This is a genomic window from Alistipes sp. An66 (genome assembly GCF_002161445.1).
Taxonomy (GTDB): domain Bacteria; phylum Bacteroidota; class Bacteroidia; order Bacteroidales; family Rikenellaceae; genus Alistipes; species Alistipes cottocaccae.
The window spans coordinates 61,149-81,839 of the sequence record NZ_NFHT01000013.1; the positions used below are offsets into that span (position 1 = coordinate 61,149).

13 protein-coding genes, 1 tRNA gene and 2 pseudogenes are annotated in these 20,691 nt (G+C 60.4%); 7 read left to right on the forward strand and 9 right to left on the reverse strand.

Annotated elements, in window-relative coordinates; translation table 11 throughout:
• Positions 1-136: 136 nt before the first annotated feature.
• From B5G16_RS09460 to B5G16_RS09480, 5 genes and pseudogenes are all read left to right on the forward strand, one after another.
• The gene (locus tag B5G16_RS09460; RefSeq protein WP_087263497.1) at positions 137-988 is read left to right on the forward strand and encodes a helix-turn-helix domain-containing protein; all 852 of its coding nucleotides are present in this window, start codon (positions 137-139) and stop codon (positions 986-988) included.
• 166 nt (positions 989-1,154) lie between these two features.
• Positions 1,155-2,162, forward strand: coding sequence for a 2-hydroxyacid dehydrogenase (locus tag B5G16_RS09465; RefSeq protein ID WP_087263498.1), 1,008 nt, complete (start codon positions 1,155-1,157; stop codon positions 2,160-2,162).
• Between the two features lie 315 nt (positions 2,163-2,477).
• The gene (locus B5G16_RS09470) at positions 2,478-3,980 is read left to right on the forward strand and encodes a 4Fe-4S binding protein (protein ID WP_087263499.1); all 1,503 of its coding nucleotides are present in this window, start codon (positions 2,478-2,480) and stop codon (positions 3,978-3,980) included.
• A 13-nt stretch (positions 3,981-3,993) separates the two neighbouring features.
• Positions 3,994-5,376, forward strand: a complete 1,383-nt coding sequence (locus B5G16_RS09475) for an aldo/keto reductase (protein ID WP_087263500.1) — start codon at positions 3,994-3,996, stop codon at positions 5,374-5,376.
• A 30-nt stretch (positions 5,377-5,406) separates the two neighbouring features.
• Positions 5,407-6,547, forward strand: a pseudogene (locus B5G16_RS09480) (acyltransferase family protein).
• A gap of 143 nt (positions 6,548-6,690) precedes the next feature.
• Here the strand turns inward: B5G16_RS09480 and B5G16_RS09485 are convergent.
• From B5G16_RS09485 to B5G16_RS09520, 8 genes and pseudogenes are all read right to left on the reverse strand, one after another.
• Positions 6,691-8,100 carry an efflux transporter outer membrane subunit gene (locus B5G16_RS09485; protein ID WP_204228075.1) on the reverse strand — a complete coding sequence of 470 codons (1,410 nt, stop codon included), beginning with the start codon at positions 8,098-8,100 and terminating at the stop codon, positions 6,691-6,693.
• Entirely contained in the window at positions 8,097-11,195 is a 3,099-nt protein-coding gene (locus tag B5G16_RS09490) for an efflux RND transporter permease subunit (RefSeq protein WP_087263502.1), read from the reverse strand. The genes B5G16_RS09485 and B5G16_RS09490 overlap by 4 nt, the downstream gene beginning before the upstream one ends.
• A 7-nt stretch (positions 11,196-11,202) precedes the next feature.
• Entirely contained in the window at positions 11,203-12,477 is a 1,275-nt protein-coding gene (locus B5G16_RS09495) for an efflux RND transporter periplasmic adaptor subunit (RefSeq protein ID WP_087263503.1), read from the reverse strand.
• 134 nt (positions 12,478-12,611) lie between these two features.
• Positions 12,612-13,376 carry a LytR/AlgR family response regulator transcription factor gene (locus tag B5G16_RS09500; RefSeq protein ID WP_087263504.1) on the reverse strand — a complete coding sequence of 255 codons (765 nt, stop codon included), beginning with the start codon at positions 13,374-13,376 and terminating at the stop codon, positions 12,612-12,614.
• On the reverse strand, positions 13,373-14,422 hold the full coding sequence (locus B5G16_RS09505; protein WP_087263505.1) for a sensor histidine kinase: 1,050 nt from the start codon (positions 14,420-14,422) through the stop codon (positions 13,373-13,375). The genes B5G16_RS09500 and B5G16_RS09505 overlap by 4 nt, the downstream gene beginning before the upstream one ends.
• Before the next feature lie 146 nt (positions 14,423-14,568).
• Positions 14,569-15,591: pseudogene (locus B5G16_RS09510) on the reverse strand (ABC transporter permease); the annotation flags it as partial.
• Positions 15,564-16,709, reverse strand: a complete 1,146-nt coding sequence (locus B5G16_RS09515; RefSeq protein ID WP_087263506.1) for an efflux RND transporter periplasmic adaptor subunit — start codon at positions 16,707-16,709, stop codon at positions 15,564-15,566. The pseudogene B5G16_RS09510 and the gene B5G16_RS09515, both read right to left, overlap by 28 nt.
• Positions 16,710-16,725: 16 nt before the next feature.
• Positions 16,726-18,108, reverse strand: coding sequence for a TolC family protein (locus B5G16_RS09520; protein WP_239406068.1), 1,383 nt, complete (start codon positions 18,106-18,108; stop codon positions 16,726-16,728).
• Between the two features lie 404 nt (positions 18,109-18,512).
• Here B5G16_RS09520 and B5G16_RS09525 point away from each other — a divergent pair.
• Positions 18,513-18,588 (forward strand) — tRNA-Gly (locus B5G16_RS09525).
• A 250-nt stretch (positions 18,589-18,838) separates the two neighbouring features.
• On the forward strand, positions 18,839-20,056 hold the full coding sequence (locus tag B5G16_RS09530) for a site-specific integrase (protein ID WP_087263508.1): 1,218 nt from the start codon (positions 18,839-18,841) through the stop codon (positions 20,054-20,056).
• 70 nt (positions 20,057-20,126) lie between these two features.
• On the opposite strand, the gene B5G16_RS12590 is transcribed toward B5G16_RS09530, so the two are convergent.
• A complete protein-coding gene (locus B5G16_RS12590; protein WP_162612050.1) occupies positions 20,127-20,381 on the reverse strand; it encodes a hypothetical protein in 255 nt (84 codons plus the stop codon).
• Positions 20,382-20,691 lie beyond the last annotated feature (310 nt).

Here is a 20,691-nt window from a genome sequence, read left to right on the forward strand (position 1 = left end):
AAACTTTTTCAGGTGCAAAAGTATTTTAAAAACGGTGCCGATATGCCTTATATTGCGAACAGTGTTGGTACTTTTCGGAACAAAATTAGGGTAAATCGCCGCTTTTTCACTATTTTTGTTCGAAAAAAGAATTCTTATGGATGATAAGAATCCCTTGATCACCACTTCCGAGGATCAGTTCATAGTTGGCGACTCCGATTTTTCCTATTTCGAGCACCATGCCTACCGGCTGGAAGGGTGTGCCATTCTCTTCTGCCGGGACGGCGAGGCGGAGATGATGGTCGACCAGTGTCAGGGCCGGCTCGTGCGGAATACCCTGATGCTGCTGTTGCCGGGGGCATACCTTTTGCTCATGGACCGTTCGGAGAATTTCGCGGTCTCCTATTGTACCTTTTCGCGCGATCTCTTTTCGGAAGCGGCCTTCCGTCTGGAACCGGATTTTTTTGCAGCCGTGCACCGCAATCCGATCGCGAATCCCCCGCAGCAGCTTGTCGACGGAGCCGCCATCTGGTTTCAGATGGCGGCCTACACCTACCGGGACCGGCAAAATATCTTCCGCAATACGATCATCAAGAACCGTTTGCAGAATATCCTGTTGGAGATCAGCGACAAGATGCAGCGCTTCGCCACGAAACAGGTGCGGACTTTCGCGAACACCACCCGGCAGATGGAGCTGTTCCACCGTTTTGCGGCGTTGGTGCACGAATTCTGCGCGCAGGAGCGGGAGGTTGCGTTCTATGCCGACAGGCTCTGCATATCGACCCGTTATCTCTCGACCATCGTGCGGTGCGTGGCCCACACTTCGGCCAAGGAGTTCATCGACCGGGCGGTGATGCTGGAAATCCGGATGCTGCTTCGTTCGACCGATCTTTCGGTGCAGGAGATCGCCTACCGGCTGAAATTCCCGGACCAGTCCTATCTGGGGCGTTTCTTCAAGAAGCACGCCGGGGAGTCCCCCACCGAATACCGCAACGCCAAACGGGCGTAGTTTCCGGGGGTGCGGGGCGGACGGCTTTTCCGGTTTGGACCCGAAATTGCACGTCTCTGCGACGGAGCCGATCCGCGGCGGCCGCCATATTCCGCACCTGTCATATAATAGACGGCGGCAGGGGCCGTTTGTCGGAACGGGAATTTTCGATATGTTGTCAAGTGCTATGAAAGTCATCTTGTTCGGGACGCAACCCTACGACAGGGAGTCCTTCGAGCGGATCCGCCCGGCTTTCGGGTTCGAGGTCTGCTACCACCGGAGCCATCTGAATGCCAGCAACGTGGCATTGGCCCGCGGAGCCGATGCGGTGTGCATCTTCGTGAACGATGTGGCCGATGCCGACACGATCCGCGAACTGGCCGCCATGGGCGTGAAACTGATCGCCCTGCGCTGCGCGGGATTCAACAACGTGGACCTTACGGCGGCGGCCCGTTACGGGATTCCGGTGGTCCGTGTTCCGGCCTACTCGCCGCATGCCGTGGCCGAACATGCCGTGGCCCTGATGCTGGCGCTCAACCGCAAGATCCACCGCGCCTACTGGCGGACACGCGACGGGAACTTCTCGCTGCACGGGCTGATGGGATTCGACATGTACGGCAAGACGGCCGGGATCATCGGCACGGGGAAGATCGCCCGGGAACTGATCCGCATTCTGAAAGGGTTCGGCATGGAGGTCCTGGCCTACGATCTCTACCCGGACGAGGCGTATGCGGCCGGGGCCGGCATTACCTACGTGCCGCTTGAAGAGCTCTACCGCCGTTCGGACATCATTTCGCTCCACTGTCCGCTGACCGACCGCACGCGCTACATGATCGGCGACGTGGCCATTTCGCAGATGAAACCGGGCGTCGTGCTGATCAACACGGGCCGCGGGCAGCTGATCCACTCCGAGGCGTTGATCGACGGGCTGAAAGAGAAACGCATCGGCGCTGCGGGGCTGGATGTCTACGAGGAGGAGGCGGGTTATTTTTACGAGGACACCTCGGATCGTATCATGGATGACGACGTGCTGGCGCGGCTGTTGTCGTTCAACAACGTGATCGTGACGTCGCATCAGGGCTTTTTCACACGTGAAGCGCTGGATAATATAGCGCGCATTACGATGCTGAACATCAGTGAATTCGAAGTGGGTAAAAAACTGACAAACGAGGTGCGTGCCGAATCGGATCGATAGGCCGTTTTTTCGGGAATCGGACGGGGCGGACGCGGGTCCGTCCCGTTTTTGTTGCGGGGGTGCGTTCCGTTTTCGTAGCGTGGTGTGTTCCGTTTCGTTGCGGGGTGCTCCGGCTCCGGCACGTGCGGTTCCGGCCCGGACTGCACCGGGCCGCATCGTCCGGTAATTTTTCCCCGCCGGGAGGCCCGATTTTACCCGCAAGAAGCCCGAACGGGCCGAAATTTTTGTTAATTTTGCAGAACCCGGGTTGGCCGCTGCGGATCGCAACCCGCACGCGGATGCCCGGTCGACACACAAACTAACTCGATAATACCCATGCTGCGAAAAATCCGGATCGCCCTGGCGATCCTCTTCTTCGTTCCGATCACGCTGCTGTTTCTCGACTTCACGGGGACGATCCATGCGTGGTTCGGCTGGATGGCGAAAATTCAGTTCCTGCCCGCCGTGCTGGCCCTGAACGTCGGCGTGGTTGCCGGACTCCTCCTCCTGACGCTGCTCTTCGGGCGGGTCTACTGCTCGGTGGTCTGTCCGCTCGGCGTCATGCAGGACCTCGTCTCGTGGCTCTCCGGGCGGCGGCGCCGGCATCGCAACCACTTCCGCTACTCCCCGGCCCGCACGTGGCTGCGCTGGGGCGTATTCCTTCTCTTTGTCGTCGTCATGGCGGCCGGGCTCGGAAGCATCGGGGCCCTGATCGCCCCGTACAGCGCCTACGGACGCATCGTCCAGAGCCTGCTGGCCCCGCTCTGGGGCTGGGGCAACAACCTGCTGGCGTGGGCAGCCGAACGGGTTGACAGCTACGCCTTCTATTCGGTCGATGTCTGGGTGAAGGGGCTCGCAACGCTGGTCGTCGCCATCGTGACGTTTGTCGTGATTGCCGTGCTCGCCTGGCGCAACGGCCGCACGTGGTGCAACACGGTCTGCCCGGTCGGGACATTGCTCGGGCTGCTGTCGCGCTTCTCGCTCTTCAAGCCGCGGTTCGATGTCGCGAAGTGCAACGGCTGCAAGCTCTGCGCCCGCAACTGCAAGGCCTCGTGCATCGATCCCGAAGCCCATACGATTGATTACAGCCGCTGCGTCGCCTGCATGGATTGTCTCGAACATTGTCGTCAGGGGGCCATCTCCTACACATGGCGGCGGTCGGAAGCGGCGGTGACCCCGAATCCGGCGGAAAAGTCCGGAGAAGCTCCGGCCGACGCTTCGCGGCGCCGGTTCCTCGGCGTGGTGGGGCTGATGGTCGGCACGGCCCTGCACGCCCAGGAGAAGAAGGTCGACGGCGGTCTGGCCCTGATCGAGGAGAAGCGCATTCCGAAGCGGGCGACGCCCCTCGTGCCGCCCGGAGCGCGGAGCCTGCGCGACTTCCTCACCCACTGCACGGCCTGCCAGCTCTGCGTGACGGTCTGCCCGAACCGGGTGCTGCGCCCGTCGGGCGACCTGATGCGGCTGATGAAGCCCGAGATGTCCTACGAACGCGGATACTGCCGCCCGGAGTGCACGAAGTGTTCGGAGGTCTGCCCCACGAATGCGATCCATCTGACGGAGTTTTGCGAAAAGTCCTCCATACAGATCGGACACGCCGTGTGGATTCCCGAGAATTGCGTGGTCAACACCGACGGCGTGTCGTGCAACAACTGCGAACGCCACTGCCCGGTCGCCGCGATCCGCATGGTGCCCCGCAATCCGGACGATCCGCAGTCGCCGCGCATCCCGACCGTCGACGAAGCCCGCTGCATCGGCTGCGGGGCCTGCGAGAACCTCTGCCCGGCGCGGCCGTTCAGCGCCATCGTCGTCGAAGGGCACGAACACCACAGAACACTCTGAAAAATCCCGGAACATGAAGAAGAAAAAGATAGATCGCCGCGCATTCCTGAAAACCCTCGGGGTCGGCGCGGCTGCCACCACCGCAGCGCTCTACGGCTGCGGACCCCGGAACGGAGGCCCGGCCTCCGTCACGCCGGGCGAGGTCCCGGCCGACGGGATGACCTTCCGCACGAGTTCCGCGACGGGCGACCGCGTGTCGCTGTTGGGCTACGGCTGCATGCGCTGGCCGCAGCTCCCCTCGCCCGCCGATGACGGAAACCCCATCGACCAGCAGACGGTCAACACGCTGGTGGATTATGCCATTGCGCACGGCGTCAACTACTTCGACACGGCGCCCGTCTACCTGCAAGGCTTCTCGGAGCGCGCCACGGGCATCGCCCTCAAACGCCACCCGCGCGACAGCTATTTCATCGCCACGAAGATGTCCAACTTCTCGAACCCCACGCGCGAGAATTCGCTGGCCATGTACCGGCAGTCGTTCCGCGAGTTGCAGGTCGACCATATCGACTACTACCTGCTGCACTCGATCGGCGGCGGGAAGGGCATCGAGACCTTCAACGAACGCTTCATCGACAACGGCGTGCTGGACTTCCTGCTGCGCGAACGCGAGGCGGGGCGGATCCGCAACCTCGGGTGGTCGTTCCACGGCTCGCAGGAGGTCTTCGACCACCTGCTGACGATGCACGACGAGGGGCGTGCCCGCTGGGATTTCGTCCAGATCCAGATGAACTACGTCGACTGGCGCCACGCCTCGGGCCGCAACGTCAATGCCGAATACCTCTACGGCGAGCTGGCGAAGCGCGACATCCCGGTCGTCATCATGGAACCGCTGCTCGGCGGGCGCCTCTCGCGGCTGAACGACTACCTGGTCGGGCGCCTCAAAGCCCTGCGGCCCACGCAGAGCACCGCTTCGTGGGCCTTCCGCTTTGCGGGCTCCTATCCGAAGGTCCTCACGGTGTTGAGCGGCATGACCTACATGGAGCATTTGCAGGACAACATCCGCACCTATGCGCCGCTCGAAGCGCTGACCTCCGCGGAGTTCGAACTCCTCGAGGATACGGCGCAGGTGATGCTCAAATACCCCACCATCCCCTGCACCGAGTGCCAGTACTGCATGCCCTGCCCCTACGGGCTGAACATCCCGGCGATCTTCGCCCACTACAACAAGTGCGTCAACGAGGGCAATGTCCCCAAGGACCGTCAGGACCCCAACTACCGCGAGGCCCGGCGTGCGTTCCTCGTGGGTTACGACCGTTCGGTGCCGCGTCTGCGGCAGGCCAGCCACTGCATCGGCTGCAACCAGTGTGTCGAGCACTGCCCGCAGTCGATCGACATCCCGAAGCAGCTGCATCGCATCGACTCGTTCGTCGAGCAGCTCAAACAGAATACGCTCTGACCCGCGAATAGAACCTTATAGCCTGATACGATGGAGAAACCTACTTTGCCCAAACGGCTGGAATCGCTGGATGTCCTTCGGGGTGCCGATCTGTTTTTTCTGGTCGCCCTCGGACCGCTGATCCGCTCCGTGATCCGGGCCGCCGATGTGCCGTGGCTGAATGCCTGCATGGGACCCCTCCTGCACAGCAGCTGGACGGGGTTCACGCTCTGGGACCTGATCATGCCCCTCTTTCCTCTTCATGTCGGGAATCACCATCCCGTTCGCCTATGACCGTTACCGGGAGGCGGCGGACCGGAAACCGCTGTTTCGCCGGCTCGTGAAGCGGGTCCTGCTGCTGTGGATCTTCGGCATGATCGTGCAGGGCAATCTGCTGGGACTGACCCCCGATCATATCTACCTGTACACGAATACGTTGCAGAGCATCGCCGTGGGTTATCTCTTCGCTGTGCTCCTCTTCGTATACACCTCCCGGAGGACGCAGTTCATCGTGGCGGCTGCCCTGCTGCTGCTTTACTGGGCCGCCATGCAGTTCATTCGCGTGGGGGCGTTCGGCGGCGGCGACTACACGCCCGACGGAAACCTCTGCGAGTGGGTCGACCGCGTGGTGCTGGGACGTTTCCGCGACGGCGCCTCGGTGCAGGACGGTGCGGTGGTCTTCGCCCCGAAGTACCATTATACGTGGATTTTGAGCAGCCTGAACTTCGTTGCGACGGTGATGTCCGGCATGTTCACCGGATACATCGCCCGGAGCCGGACGCTGGCCGACCGGCGCAAGGTGGCGCTGTTTCTGGGGATCGGTGCCGTGCTGGTCGTGCTGGGATGGGTCTGGAACCTCGTGCTGCCCGTCATCAAGATCATCTGGACCAGTTCGATGGTGCTGGTCAGCAGCGGCTGGTGCTTCCTGCTGATGGGCCTCTTCTACTACTGGATCGACTGCAAGGGCCACCGCAGGCACCTGACCTGGCTGAAAGTCTACGGCATGAACTCGATTGCCGCCTACATGCTCGCCATGGCCGTGCAGTTCGGCAGTATCGGGCGGTCGCTGCTCTATGGCTTCGAGCAGTATCTGGGCGACTTCTATCCGACGCTGCTCCTGTTCAGCAACGTCGCCGTCGTCTTCCTGATCCTGTGGGTGATGTACCGCCAGCGCATCTTCCTGAAAGTGTAGGTTTGCCCCTGTTCCTGCTTTTTTCCTCCTCTCCTCCTCTCCCCTCTTCCCGCTCCGGTAAAAACAACTCCGGAGGGTCTTCTTCCCGCTCTGAACCGCATTCAGACAGGAACAGGACCCTCCGGAGTTCTTTTGGGCGAATGTCAGGAGCGCTGATCCGGGTCGGATTCCCGGCCGACGTTCCAGCCGCCGCCGAGGGCCTTGTAGAGCTGCACCAGCGCCAGATGCTCGTTGCGTACGGCGTTGCTCTCCTCGATCTGGGCGTCGAAGAACTTCCGCTGGGCGTCCAGCACGTCGATGTAGCGGATCACGCCGTTGATGTATTGCAGCTTCGCCAGCACGACATACTGCCGTGCGGCCTCTTTGAGGTTGTATTTCAGTTCGGCCGTGTGGCGCATGTTCCGGTAGGCCACCACGGCGTCGTTCACCTCCTGGAAGACCTCCAAAACCTTCTGTTCATAGGCCAGACGCGCCTGGTCGTAGGCCGCCAGCGCCGCGCGGTACTTCGCACGCTTCGTCCCGAAGGCGAAGAGCGGCGCCGTGAGATTCCCGGCCATGTAGGTGAACGGCGATTCGAGAAGCCCGCGGACATAACCGTTCTCGACACCGCCCGTCAGCACGATCGTCAGCCGCGGGAAGCGGTCCGCGTAGGCCACACCCACGGAGGCCATCGCCGAACGCAGCGCCTGTTCCGCCTTCCGGACGTCGGGACGGCGTTGCAGCAGCGTCGACGGTACCCCTACGGGCAGCGAATCCGGCAGAACGACGTTCAGATTCATCGTCGCACGCTCCACGCTTCCCGGGTAGCCGCCTGCAAGGATCGAGATCTGGTTCTCCTTCTGGGCGATCTTCAATTCCAGATCGGGGATCAGCGCCGAGGCGCTCGCCAGCTCGACCTTTGCCTGCTGGTAGTTCGTCTCGGAGGTCAAACCGCCCTCGAAACGCAGTTTTGCCTGCTGGACGCTCTCTTCACGGGTCTCCACCGTGCGGCGCACGATTTCCAGTTCGTGGTCCAGCGCCACCAGTTCGAAATAGGCCGTGGCGACCTCGGCCACCAGCGTCATCTGCAACGCCCGCGCCCCCTCCACCGAAGCGAGGTATTCGGCTGCGCCCTTGCGCTTCGACCACCGCAGGCTCCCCCACAGGTCGGCCTCCCAGCTCAACCGCGCCTTGATGCCCAGCTCCGGGTCGTTCGAGAATGCTTTCCCGTAGTAGTCGTTGGTCTCCCGTTCGGCATAGATCTCGCCGCTGATGATCGGCAGGCGCGCCGCCTTGCTTACGCGGTAGAGCTCCTCCAACTGCCGTACGCGCGCTTCGGCCGACAACAGGTTGCGGTTGCGGTCGAGCGTGCGGTCGATCAGCCGGCAGAGCATCGTGTCGGTGTAGATCTCCCACCAGTTGCGGTCGCTCAACGTCAGCGTGTCGCGCTGGCCCGCGACCAGCTCCTCCGGAAGGTCCAGCTCCGGGGCCTTGCACTTCTTCTGCACCGAGCAGCCGCCCCCGGCGAGCAGCATCCCGCACAGCAGGAGCAGACCGTATATCGACCGTTTCATCGTTTTGTCCATTTTTCTTTCACTTTATACACCCAGACGAAGAACAGCGGCACGAAGACGATACCCGCGGTGATGGCCACGAGCATGCCGAAGAAGACGCCCGTGCCGATGCCCTGACGGCTCGCCGAGCCCGGGCCGCTGGCGAAGACCAGCGGCAGCATGCCCAGTATGAAGGCCAGCGACGTCATCACGATCGGGCGGAAGCGCAGGTGCGCCGCCTGGATGACGGCCGAGAGCGTGTCGCGCCCCTTTTCGACCTCGTCCTTGGCGAACTCTACGATCAGGATGGCGTTCTTGGCCACCAGACCCACGAGCATCACCAGTCCGATCTGGAAATAGATGTTGTTTTCCAGTCCGCAGGCCCAGTTTCCGAGGTAGGCGCCGATGCCCGCGATGGGCAGCGACAGGATCACCGAGACCGGGATCAGCCAGCTCTCGTACTGCGCCGCGAGGAACAGGAACACGAAGAGGAATGCCAGCGCCAGCACATAGCCCGTCTGTCCGCTGACGTGCTTCTCCTGATAGGAAAGTCCGCTCCATTCGACGCCGATCGACGCCGGCAGGTGGCGCCGCGCGATCTGTTCGAGGATCGCCATGGCCTGTCCCGAACTGTATCCCTGGGCCGCCTCGCCCGAGATCGTGGCCGAGTTGAACATGTTGAAGCGGCGGATCGTGCCCGGGCCTGTCGTGTAGGAGGTGGTGCCCAGCGCCGTGATCGGGATCATCGCCTTGTCGGCGCCCCGCACGAAGAAGAGCCCCAGGTTCTCACGCTGCGCGCGGTACGGTGCCTCGGCCTGGATGTAGACCCGGTAGATGCGGTTGAACATGTTGAAGTCGTTGACGTAGACCGACCCCGTGAAGGTCTTCACCGTCGAGAAGATGTCGGACATCGGCACGCCCAGCATCTGGGCCTTGTCGCGGTCCACGTCGAAGTAGAGCTGCGGGATGTCGTTCTGGATCGACGACGAGAGCCCCGTGAGCTCCTTGCGCAGCGAGGCGTAGTGCATCAGCGTGTCGACGGCCCGTTGGAGGTCGTTGTACGAGGCGTCGCCGCGCGCTTCGAGCACCATCTCGAAGCCGCCCGAAGCGCCCAGTCCCGGGATCACCGGGGGCGTCGAGAGGTAGGCCTTGCTCTCCGGATAGCGTTCCAGCTCCCGGCGCACGTCGCTCATCACTTCGCGGATGTTTGAGCTCTTGCGCTCCTCCCACGGTTTGAGGATCACCGTCAGCTGGCTCCGCGACTGGTTCGTGCCCACGCGCGGGCTCGAACCCGTGACGTTGAGCACGTACTCCACGTCGGGCAGCGACATCAGATACTCCATCGCACGGTCGGTTACCTTGCGCGTGCGTTCGAGCGTCGCGCCCTCCGGGAGTTCCAGCTCCACGGTGAAGTAGCCCTGGTCCTCCTGCGGCATGAAGCTCTGCGGCACGACCTTGTTCAGCAGCCACAGCGCCACGAGCGTCATCCCGAAGAGCGACAGCATGCGTTTCGAGTGGCGCACGCCGCCGCGGATCATCTTCTCATAAATCTTGTTGCCGCGCGCCAGCCAGAAGTTGATGCGGCGGAACAGACGGTTTTTCTTCTTCCCCGAGTCGGGACGCAGGATCAGGGCGCACAACGCCGGCGAGAGCGTCAGCGCCACGAACGTCGAGATCAGCACCGAGACGGCGATCGTGATGGTGAACTGGCGGTAGAGCTGTCCGGTGATGCCCGACAGGAAGCTCACCGGGACGAATACGGCGCACAGCACCAGCGACGTGGCTACGATCGCGCTGCCCAGCCCCTTCATGGCCTTTTTGGTGGCCTCGTAGGGCGACAAACCCTCCTCGTCCATCGTGCGCTCGACGGCCTCCACGACTACGATGGCGTCGTCCACGACGATGCCGATCGCGAGGATCAGTCCCAGCAGGGTCATCATGTTGAGCGAGAATCCGAAGGCGAGCATCACGCCGAACGTACCGATCAGCGAAATCGGCACGGCGATCGTCGGGATGAGCGTCGCGCGCCAGTTCTGCAACGAGAGGAACACCACGAGAATCACCAGCAGCAGCGCCTCGATGAGTGTGTGGTACACCTCGTCGATCGACTGCGAGATGTAGGAGGTCATGTCGAACGGAATCTCATAGGAGATTCCCTCGGGGAATCCGCGGCTGATCTCCTCCATCGTATCCTTGACGCGCTGGGCCACCTCCATGGCGTTGGCGCCCGGCAGCATGTTGATGTTCATCACGGCGGCGTTTCCTCCGTTGATGCCGCTCTCGGTGCTGTACGACGCCGCTTCGAGCGACACGCGCGCCACGTCGCGCAGGCGGATGAGCGACCCGTCGGGATTGGCGCGGATGACGATCTCCTCGAATTCGCTCACCGACGAAAGGCGTCCCTGTGCGATGATCGGCGTCGTGACGTCGAGGTCCGTGATGGGCTGCTGCCCCAGTACGCCGGCCGCCGATTCGCGGTTCTGGTCTTTGAGCGCCTTCTGCAAGTCCTGCACCGTCAGGCCGAGGTTGGCCAGGCGGTCGGGCTGCACCCAGATCTGCATGGCGTAGTAGCGGCTGCCGACGTTCGAGACGCTGCCCACGCCCGGCACGCGCCGCAGCATGTCCAGCACGTTGAGCGTGGCGTAGTTCGAAAGGTAGATCTCGTCGAACTTCGGGTCGTTCGACAGCAGCGTGACGGTCATCAGGCGGCTCGACGCCTGCTTCTCCACCGAGATGCCGTTCTGGACCACCTCGGCCGGAAGGCGTGCTTCGGCCTGTTTCACGCGGTTCTGGATCTCGACGGCCGCCAGATCGGCGTCGGTGTCGATGTCGAAGGTCACCGTGGCGGTGAAACTTCCCGAGTTGGAGTTCGTCGACTCCATGTAGAGCATGCCGGGCGTACCGTTCAACTCCTGTTCGATGGGTGTGGCGACGGCCTGCGTCACGGTCTGGGCGCTGGCGCCCGGATACGAGGCCGAAATCTTCACTACCGGGGGTACGATCCGCGGATACTGGTCGACGGGCAGCAGGAACAAACCCAGCAGACCCACGATCACGATGACGATCGAGAGAACGGTCGAGAAGATCGGCCGGTCGATAAAGAAATCCGATTTCATGGGCGGGTCAGTTTGCGGGGGTTTCCGATTCGGTCGATTCTCCGGCTGCGGCCCGTTGCGGGTCGGCGACGGGGTTGACCTTGTCACCGTGCGTGAGCTTGTGGAAGCCCTCGACGACGATCCGCTCGCCCGGGATGACGCCCCGTTCGACGATCACGCGGTTGTCGATCTCGGGTCCCAGCTCGATCATGCGGCGCTCGGCCACGCTGTCCGGACGGATCACGAAAATGTAGGCTCCGCCCTTCTCGATGACCACCGACTTCGTGGGTACGACCGTGGCGTGCTCACGCACGTCGAGCAGCAGCCGCACCTTTGTGAACTGTCCCGGCAGCAGGATCCGATCCGGGTTGGCCATTTCGGCACGCACGGAGAAGGTTCCCGTTTCGGGATCGACCTGCGGGTCGGCGAAATCCACCAGACCCCGCAGCGGGTATTGGGAGTTGTCGGGGAGCGTGATCGTGACGTAGGGGTTCCACTTGCGCGTGGAGTCCTTCTGTCCGAGATTCACGTTCCGGGCCTTGCTTTTCAGGTAGTCGAGGCCCGTCATGCTGAAATCGACCTGCACGGTGTCGCTCTTCACGACGGTGGCCAGCAGCGACTTCCCGTTCGGGCTCACCAGCGTGCCGATGTCGACGCTCCGTTCGGAGATATAGCCCGACAGGGGCGAACTGACGGTCGTGTAGCTCAACGCCGTTTCGGCCTGTGTGAGGTCCGCCTCGCTCATCGCCACGGCGGCCGTCGCGCTTTCGTACGATGCCACGGCGTTGTCCAGATCCAACTGGCTGGCGGCATTCTGCTCGTAGAGGGGTCGGATGCGTTGCAGGTCGCGTTCGGCCTTTTGGGCCAGGGCCTTGTCCTTGTTCAGCTGGGCCTTGGCCTTGTTGACGCGGGCCTGGTAGACCTTGGGGTCGATGATGAAGAGGGGCTGTCCGCGGCGGACATAGGTTCCCTCCTCGAAGAGCATCCGTTCGAGGAAGCCCTCGACCCGTGCGCGGATCTCGACGAACTGCTGGGCGCGGATGCGTCCCACGTATTCCCCGTAGATCTCGATGTCGTCCGTCCCGACGGGTTCGACCGCCACAACCGGATAGACCGGCTTCGGCGGTTCGGGCCGGAACACCCACCAGAGTCCTCCGGCGATCAGAACGGTGACGACTGCCAGTATCAGCCACGTGCGTTTGGAGAAACGGCGGACCCTGCCGCCGGCTTTCCTTCCGAGTTGCAGCGTGCGGCGACCCGCGCGGGTCGCCTGCTGTACGATTTTCTCGCGTGATAGTTTCATGTGTTGCTTCAAATTCCGGATCGTTTGCCTGGTTTGTGTCCGGTTCAAGGGGCAAAAGTACAAATTTTTCCCGTAACAAACGGCCTTTTCGGGCAAATAGGCGCTTCGAAAGGCGAGAATTTTATCCGTCATCCCTATTCCTTGTCGGAAAGACTCCCGGGAAACAGCGAATGACGCGACAGAAAATCGTAGAATGCCTGCCGGCAGTTCTCCGAAATCGGGATGCGTTCCGATCCGAAGACGATCCGGTTCCGTTCGATCGTGCGGATCTTCGACGGCTGCACGATGTAGGAGCGGTGGACGCGGATGAAGCGGTCCGACGGCAACTGTTCTTCGAGCGTTTTCAGGCTCAACAGCGAGAGGATCGGGTGCGGTTCGCCTTCGACGTGGATCTTCACGTAATCTTTCAGTCCTTCGATGTAGCGGATGCGGTCCAGGTCGATCCGTTGCAGGCGGTATTCCGTCTTCACGAAGAGGCTCTGCCGTTCCGGTTCTGCCTTCCGCGGTGCCTCTTCCGGGGTCCGGTCCGCGCGGCGTTTGAGCTCGAACCACGCCAGCGCCTTCTTGGCTGCCGCGAGGAAGTCGTTGTAGCTGATCGGTTTGAGCAGGTAGTCCAGGGCGCGGACCCGGAACCCCTCGACGGCATACCGGCTGAATGCCGTCGTGAAGATCACCCGCGTCTCCTCGGGCAGCATCCGCGACAGCTCCATGCCGTTGAGCCCCGGCATCTGGATGTCGCAGAAGAGCAGGTCCACGGGATCCTCCCGCAGGGCCGCAAAGGCTGCCGTGCCGCTCTCGAAGGAGCCCGCGAGTTCGAGAAACGGCGTCTTGCGCACGTATCCCTCCATGAGCTCCACGGCCAGCGGCTCGTCGTCGATTACCAGACAGCGCAGTTTCATCGTTCGTTGAGTTTGATGCAGAGCAGGGCCGTGTAGGTGTCGCCCTGCCCGCCGTATTCGAAGGTGTAACGGTCCGGATAGATCATTTCCAGCCGTTTGGAGAGGTTCGGAAGCCCGATTCCCGAGCCGCTGCGGTCGGACGTTCCCGATTTGGGGAAGCAGCTGTTCTTGATCCGGCAGATCAGCTGACCGTCGATTTCGTGGATGTCGATGGCTACGTAGGAGGGTTTTTCGTTGTCCACGCCGTGCTTGAAGGCGTTCTCCACCAGCGAAATGAACAGCAGCGGTGCGACGGGTGTCTGCGAGGGTTCGTCGGGCAGCGACACGAAGACCCGCACGTGGCGCGGCTGGCGGATGCGCATCAGCTCGATGTAGTCGCGCAGGAACCCGATCTCGGCCGACAGCGGGACGGTCGGCAGGCTGCTGTCATAGAGCACGTAGCGCAGCATGCGGCTCAAATCGTGGACGGCCTGCTGGGCGCGTTCGGTGTCGAGCAGGATGAGCGAGTAGATGTTGTTCAGGGTGTTGAACAGAAAATGGGGGTTCAGCTGGCTTTTGAGGTTCTGCAACTCGGCCTGTGTGCGGCTGTGTTCGAGCTCCTTGCGGGCCGATTCGGCGCGGTACCAGCCGCTGGTCATCCGGATGGCGACGCCCACTCCCACGACCAGCACATAGAGGGTCAGGTTTCCGGCGAAGAACCGCACCGAGTCCTGCCAGGGGCGTTCGATCGGCGGGCGGTGCATGTCGGGCAGCAGGAGATGGCGGAACAGCAGGTGGACGAGGAGCATCACCGCGCCGATGAGCAGCAGGTTGTAGCCGGTGAACCTGCCGAACCGCCGCGACGTGAGGTAGCGGTCGATCAGCAGGAAATAGTTCGTGTAGAAGACCACCATGAAGGAGAGCGGAACCAGCAGGAACCGGGCATATTGCGATCCGGTCATCAGCGGACGGTTCGGCCCGGTTACGAAGAGCGGCATGCCGAAGATCACGGCCCAGACCGTGACATGGACCAGCCAGCCCGTATATTTCGATTGCGAAGCAGTCATAATGCAAAGATATAAAAATTATGGGGTCGAAGCGCGTGTAGTGGGTGCCTTTTGGTGGCAAAAGGTACCGCCAAAACCATCCGCAAGTTGCTTCCGACCCCCCCCCGTGAGATTCCTCCGCCCACAAAACCGGCTTTTTAAGCCGGTTATTCGTAGCGGATGGCTTCGATGGGGTCGAGCATGGCGGCTTTCTGCGCCGGATACCACCCGAAGAAGACGCCCGTGAGGGTGCAGACCGCAAAGGAGAGGAAGACGCTCCACGGCTGGATGTAGATCGGGAAGGCGGCGAAGATGTTCACCGCCACGGCCGCCCCGATCCCGGCCAGCACGCCGATCACACCGCCCGTGACACTGATCAGGATCGACTCGATGAGGAACTGCGCCAGGATGTCTATCCCTTTGGCTCCTATCGACATGCGGAGTCCTATTTCACGTGTTCGTTCAGTTACCGAGACGTACATGATGTTCATGATCCCGATGCCGCCCACGAGCAGCGAAATCCCTGCCACGGCCGCCAGCAGCACGGTCATCATGTCGGTCGTCGAGGTGAGCATCGAGGCCATCTCCTGCTGCGAGCGGATCGAGAAATCGTCGTCGTCGGTCTCTTTCAGCCGGTGGTTCGTGCGCAGGATCGCCGTGATTTCGTCGATGGCCTGATCGGTGTAGGCTTCGGTGAGCGCCGAGCAGATGATCTCCTGCAAGTGCGTGATGGCGAGGATGCGTTTCTGCACGGTCGTGTAGGGGGCGATGATCAGGTCGTCCTGGTCCATGCCCATGCTGTTGTAACCCTTGCTTTCGAGCACCCCCACGATGCGGAACGGGATCGTCCCGAAGCGGATCACCTTCCCCACGGGATTCTCCCCGTCGGGGAAGAGCTCCCCGGCCACGGTCTTCCCCACGAGGCAGACCTTCGCGGCCGTCTTGATGTCCTGCTCGGAGAAGGTGTCGCCGTCGTCGACCCGGTAGCGGCGGATTTCCAGATAGTCGAGATTCACGCCGTAGACCGTCGTCGGAGTATTGTTGGCCCCGTAGATGGCCTGCCCGGCGCTGTTGACCGACGGCGAGACGTAGGTCACGTAGCGGGTCTTGCTCCGGATGTCTTCCAGATCCTGCAATTTCAGCGACTCCATGTCGTCGGCGCTCAACTGGACGCCCCCGCGGCGGTCTGCGGCTCGCGGCTCGCGGCCGTCAGCCCCACGGCCACCGTATCGCCGTCGACGAGCCCTCCGAGGATCTCCGTGAGCTCGCCGCTCGCCGCCCCCGTCGTCACCGGGCACGGTTGCAACTCCCTTCCGCGCACGACCCAGACCTCGCGCATGCCCGGCTCCTCCGTGGCGGCCGGGGCGACCGTCAGCTCCAATTCGCCCAGCAGCTCCGTGTCGGGTACGAAGCGCAGCGCTTTGGTCGGCACGGCCAGCGCATGCTCCTTTTCCAGCGTGGAGATCGTGACGTTGGCCGTCAGTCCGGGTTTGAGTTTCAGATCGGGGTTGTAAGCCGTGATGACCACCTCGTAGGTTACGACGCTCGATTCGGTCGTCGCTTCGAGGCGCACCTGCTCGACCGTCCCCTCGAACGTGTCGTCCGGATAGGCGTCGACGGTGAACTCCACGCGCTGCCCTTCGGCCACCTGCCCGATGTCGGCCTCGTCGACGTCGGCCACGACCTCCATCTGCGTCAGGTCGTGGGCGATGGTGAAGAGCGTCGGGGTCTCGAAGCTCGCCGCTACGGTCTGCCCCTCCTCGACGGCCCGGCTGATGACCACGCCGTCGATCGGCGAGGTGATCGTTGCATAGCCCAGGTTACGCTCGACCTTCACCATTGCGGCCTTGGCCTGATCGTAGGCGGCGCCCGACTTCTCGTAGAGGTACGTGGCGTCGTCGTACTCCTGGTCGCTGACCAGCTCCTTTTCATGCAGCGCCTTCGTCCGCGTGTAGTTTTTGAGCTGGTATTCGTATTCGGCCTTGCAGCTGGCCAGCTCCGCCTGTGCGGACTCCAATTCGGCTTGCAGCGTCACCTTGTCCATCTCGGCGATCAGCTGCCCGGCCTTCACCACGTCGTTGTAGTCGACGTAGAGCTTGTCGATGATGCCCGACACCTGCGTGCCGACGTCGACCTCCGTGACGGGCTCCACGGTGCCGGTCGCCGTCACCGAATTGCGGATCGTGATGCGGCTCGTCGGAGCCGTTTCCAGCGTGATCCCCGCCCCTTTCGAGGGGCGCAGCAGCAACCACGCCGCAACAACTCCCGCGGCGACAAGGACCGCGACGAGGATTTTTTTCCGTTTCATCTCCTGTGTTTTGTGTTTAGTTGATCGTTGTCGTGTTGCGCCCCTGGTAGATATTCAGCAGCTCGATGTTCAGCAGCGCCATGTACTTGGCCTGCAACACCTCCTGACGGGCCGACGACCACTCGTTCTGGGCCGTGATCAGCTCGACGGTGTTCTTCACGCCGAGGTTGAACTGCTCCTGCGTGAGCTCGAAACTCTGGCGGGCGTATCGCTCCTTTTCGGTTGCCGCACGGTACTGCGACTGCGCCGAGACGGCATCCAGATAGGCCGACTCCACCTCGCGCAGCAGCGTCTTCTGCAAGTCCTGCCACGTCAGACGGCTGTTCTCCGCTTCGAGGCGGGCCTTGTTCACGGCCGTGCGGTTCCTGCGGTTCGAGAAGATCGGGATGCTCAACGTCAGCCCCACATTTTCGTTGAAGCGGTTCCAGATCTGGCTGCCGCTTTCGTATCCGCCGTTGGACATGTGGCCCGTGCCGATGCCGGCGGTCAACGATAAGGAGGGATAGAACCCCGCCTGCGCCTGCCGGATTCCCAGTTCCGCGGATTCGACGGCCAATTCTCCCCGTTGGATCTCGGGCATGGCCGTAAGTGCCGTTGCATAGATTTCGGCTTTGGCGGGCAGGGATGACAACACCTCACTCTCTTGGATGGCAGGTGCGGCGAGGTTCATCTCCTCCGTAATATCGAGTTCGAGCAACTGTTTGAGTTGCAGCCGGTAGTTGTCGAGCGACGTGCGGGCGGTCGTGACCTGGTAGAGGTCGCTCGCATATTGGCTTTCGAGTTGAGCGAAGTCCACCCGGCTGATCGACCCCGCTTTCCACAGCTCTTCGGCTCGGTCGCGCTGGGCCCGGGATACTTCGGCCGTATTGGCAGCCACCGCCACGGCCTCGGTTGCGTAGAGCGCTTGCAGATAGGCCTGTACGATGGCGATGCGGATGTCGTTCTCCGATTCGGCGACCGAAAGTTCGTCGATGCGGTTCTGCACCTGCTGCTGCCTGACCGCCGTGCGGAGTTTGCCTCCTTCGTAGAGGGTCAGTCCGGCTTCGAGTCCGTAGGTGCCGGTGTAGGTGGTCCGGTCGGAGACGTTCGTCGACGGGTAGTTCGTGAATCCCTGGGTCGTCGAGGCGCTCAACGACGGCAGCCGTGCGGCTTTGGCCTCTTTCGTGTCTTCGAGCCCCGAGAGGTAGTCGTTGCGGCTCTGTTGCAGCTGGATGTTGTTTTCCAGTGCATAATGCAGGCATTCGTCCAGCGTCCAGCATCGGACCGTATCGCCGGACATCGTTCGGGTTTCTGCGGAGCGTGCCGGTACGTCCGGTGTCCGGAGGGCTTCGGAGTTCCGGGCCGGTGCGGAGAGAAGCCCTGTCAATGCGGCGCATGCTGTCAGCACGATTCGTTTCATGGCATTTTCGTTTGCTGCAAAGCTACGCGCGGTATTGCGTGCGTACAATTAAAATGGACGAACCTCGTTTTTTTGTCGACGAACCGGCCCGGAATATCGTCGGGCGTTTTGGGTATTGATGCGGGTTTCGGAGGGCAGACGCGGTGTCGGGATGCAATTCAACTCCTTTCCGGATGTCGATGGCGGGAACGGAGAGCCGGGGACGATTGTCCGGAGGATTTTGTTCGTTTGATTTCAGAATGGAGGATATCTGATTGATAATAAGCTGTGTGAGAGGCTGGTGGCGGGCGATTGGATTTGTCTTGGGGTTCGGTGATAGTAAAAAAATTGCAGAATGGCACTGAAAAATTTGGAGATTCACAAATTTTAGTTACCTTTGCACTCGCAATAAGCAACAAATATTTGCGGAAATAGCTCAGTTGGTAGAGCGCAACCTTGCCAAGGTTGAGGTCGCGGGTCCGAGTCCCGTTTTCCGCTCCAGAGGGGGCCAGAAAGAAACCCCGATAGAAAGCAAAAAGCCTTGTATATCAGCGATATACAAGGCTTTTTGCTTGTATTCTCCCACTCCTGTTGAAGCAAAAGGCAGCAAGTATTTCACGCCTTAATCGTGACCTTTTTTGCTCGGACCGAAAATAGGTCACGATTTAGCTCTATTTCGCTGATTTGCATCATTTTACTCTGCAATATTCCGGTGCTGAAGACGTTTAATTTATCCAAAAACCAAGCAGCCATGTTGCCACGAACCACCTTCAGCGTTGTCTTCTTCTGCAAGAAGACCAAAGTCACGAAAAAGGGCAAGGCCCCGATCTATGCCCGTATCACTACGACCGGTCAGTCGACCGAAGTCTATACACAATGCCAGATCGAGCCGGAACGCTGGAATCAGCGCCTCGAACGCTCTCTCTACAAGGACGAGGTCGATCAGCAGATCAACCGTATCATCGCCAGCTACCGGGCCTCCATCCTTGCCGCCTACGACCGATTGATCCAGGAGAACAGGACGCCGACCTGCTTTGCCGTCAAACAGCTGCTGGGCTCCGCCTCTTCGAGCCGGATGGTGCTGGCGGAGTTCGGCAAATACTGCGAGAAACGCCAGCAGGAGGTCGGCACCCGGATCACACAGCTCACGGCCAACAAGTACCACCGCCTGCTGCGCTACATGACCGAATATGTCCGGCAGGTGTATGGCAAAGAGGATCTTCCGCTGGAGACGATCGACTATGCCTACGTCGATGGATTGAACACCTACATGCAGACGGCCTACAACTGCCACAACAACGGGGCGGTCAATCTGCTCTGCTGTTTGAAGAATTTCCTGCTCTATGCGGTCCGCAACGAATGGATCGAGAAAAATCCCTTCCGTTACTATAAGATGAAGATCGACAAAACGAACGTCAAGGTGCCGCTGACGAAGGCGGAGCTGGACCTGCTGCTAAGGCGACCGATGCCCAACGAGCGTCTGGACCGGATCCGGGATGTCTTCTGCTTCTGCGCACTGACGGGACTGGCCTTCACGGATGTCGACCACCTGCGGAGGGAACACTTCACGACGGACGAGGAGGGGCAACTGTGGATCCATAAACCGCGGGAGAAGACTGCGGTGATGAGCCGTGTTCCGGTGCTTCCGCAGGCGGCGGCCCTGCTGGAGAAGTACTGCGACGATGCCAACTGTCGGGCGCGGGGCAAGCTGCTGCCGGTCCCGTCGAATACGAAGATGAACGCCTACCTGAAGGAGATAGCGGATATTTGCCAGATTCACAAGCATCTGACCACGCACTTGGCGCGCCATACGTTTGCCACGCTGGCAATTGAATACGGGATGCCGATCGACATTATCGCCAAGATTCTGGGCCATACGAATACGAACATGACACGGCGCTATGCGAAGATCTCCGAGGCGAACATCAGCCGCGAGATGCGCCGCATCGGCAAGGTACTGACGGCATAAGTTGTAGATCCTAAAAATGGGACATATTTTTGATATGTCCCATTTTTTTATAGTCCAAATTGCAATAAAATTATGCTTGCTGACTTCTTTCTTTTGTGCAAACATCATCTATAATCTTCCAAACAATCGAAATAAGTAAAATCAACAATCTTAAATAGTCTTGCTCGATGGTTTCTTTATCAATATTATGCGTGCCATGTATATATTTATTTCGAAGATCTTGACCATTGGTAAACTCTGATTTATTAAGATAATAATTGAAGAATTTTATCTCTTCATCTGAAAATAAAGTATTTTTAAATTCAATCTGCTGTTTTGCATACATTTGATTTAGAACATCTCGATATGTACTGGATATATGCCAATATGCTATACATCCATTAGTGTACAAATCTTTTAGTAATAACAATTCAGCTTGTTTTTGTATCCGTATGTAGTTATTTCCGTCTATACATAAATATTGGGATGCTATTAGATTCCGATATGTAGGTTGTTGATATATTTCTATATCTTCAAACATTACTGTCCCGTAAAAGTGGATAAATAGTTCTTTGAAATTATTGAAATATAGTCAATTACGTGTTTTCTTGAGATGAAACGGACTTGATTTTGCAACTTTGCAGTCTAATACAAAT

What these genes read in the sequence shown, in the direction of transcription:
- B5G16_RS09475 (WP_087263500.1), top strand. Translation starts at nt 3,994, where the DNA reads ATGAAGAAGAAAAAGATAGATCGCCGCGCATTCCTGAAAACCCTCGGG.
- B5G16_RS09460 (WP_087263497.1), top strand. Translation starts at nt 137, where the DNA reads ATGGATGATAAGAATCCCTTGATCACCACTTCCGAGGATCAGTTCATA.
- B5G16_RS09495 (WP_087263503.1), bottom strand. Translation starts at nt 12,477, where the DNA reads ATGAAACTATCACGCGAGAAAATCGTACAGCAGGCGACCCGCGCGGGT.
- B5G16_RS09465 (WP_087263498.1), top strand. Translation starts at nt 1,155, where the DNA reads ATGAAAGTCATCTTGTTCGGGACGCAACCCTACGACAGGGAGTCCTTC.
- B5G16_RS09530 (WP_087263508.1), top strand. Translation starts at nt 18,839, where the DNA reads ATGTTGCCACGAACCACCTTCAGCGTTGTCTTCTTCTGCAAGAAGACC.
- B5G16_RS09505 (WP_087263505.1), bottom strand. Translation starts at nt 14,422, where the DNA reads ATGACTGCTTCGCAATCGAAATATACGGGCTGGCTGGTCCATGTCACG.
- B5G16_RS09515 (WP_087263506.1), bottom strand. Translation starts at nt 16,709, where the DNA reads ATGAAACGGAAAAAAATCCTCGTCGCGGTCCTTGTCGCCGCGGGAGTT.
- B5G16_RS09485 (WP_204228075.1), bottom strand. Translation starts at nt 8,100, where the DNA reads ATGAAACGGTCGATATACGGTCTGCTCCTGCTGTGCGGGATGCTGCTC.
- B5G16_RS09490 (WP_087263502.1), bottom strand. Translation starts at nt 11,195, where the DNA reads ATGAAATCGGATTTCTTTATCGACCGGCCGATCTTCTCGACCGTTCTC.
- B5G16_RS09520 (WP_239406068.1), bottom strand. Translation starts at nt 18,108, where the DNA reads ATGAAACGAATCGTGCTGACAGCATGCGCCGCATTGACAGGGCTTCTC.
- B5G16_RS09500 (WP_087263504.1), bottom strand. Translation starts at nt 13,376, where the DNA reads ATGAAACTGCGCTGTCTGGTAATCGACGACGAGCCGCTGGCCGTGGAG.
- B5G16_RS12590 (WP_162612050.1), bottom strand. Translation starts at nt 20,381, where the DNA reads ATGTATGCAAAACAGCAGATTGAATTTAAAAATACTTTATTTTCAGAT.
- B5G16_RS09470 (WP_087263499.1), top strand. Translation starts at nt 2,478, where the DNA reads ATGCTGCGAAAAATCCGGATCGCCCTGGCGATCCTCTTCTTCGTTCCG.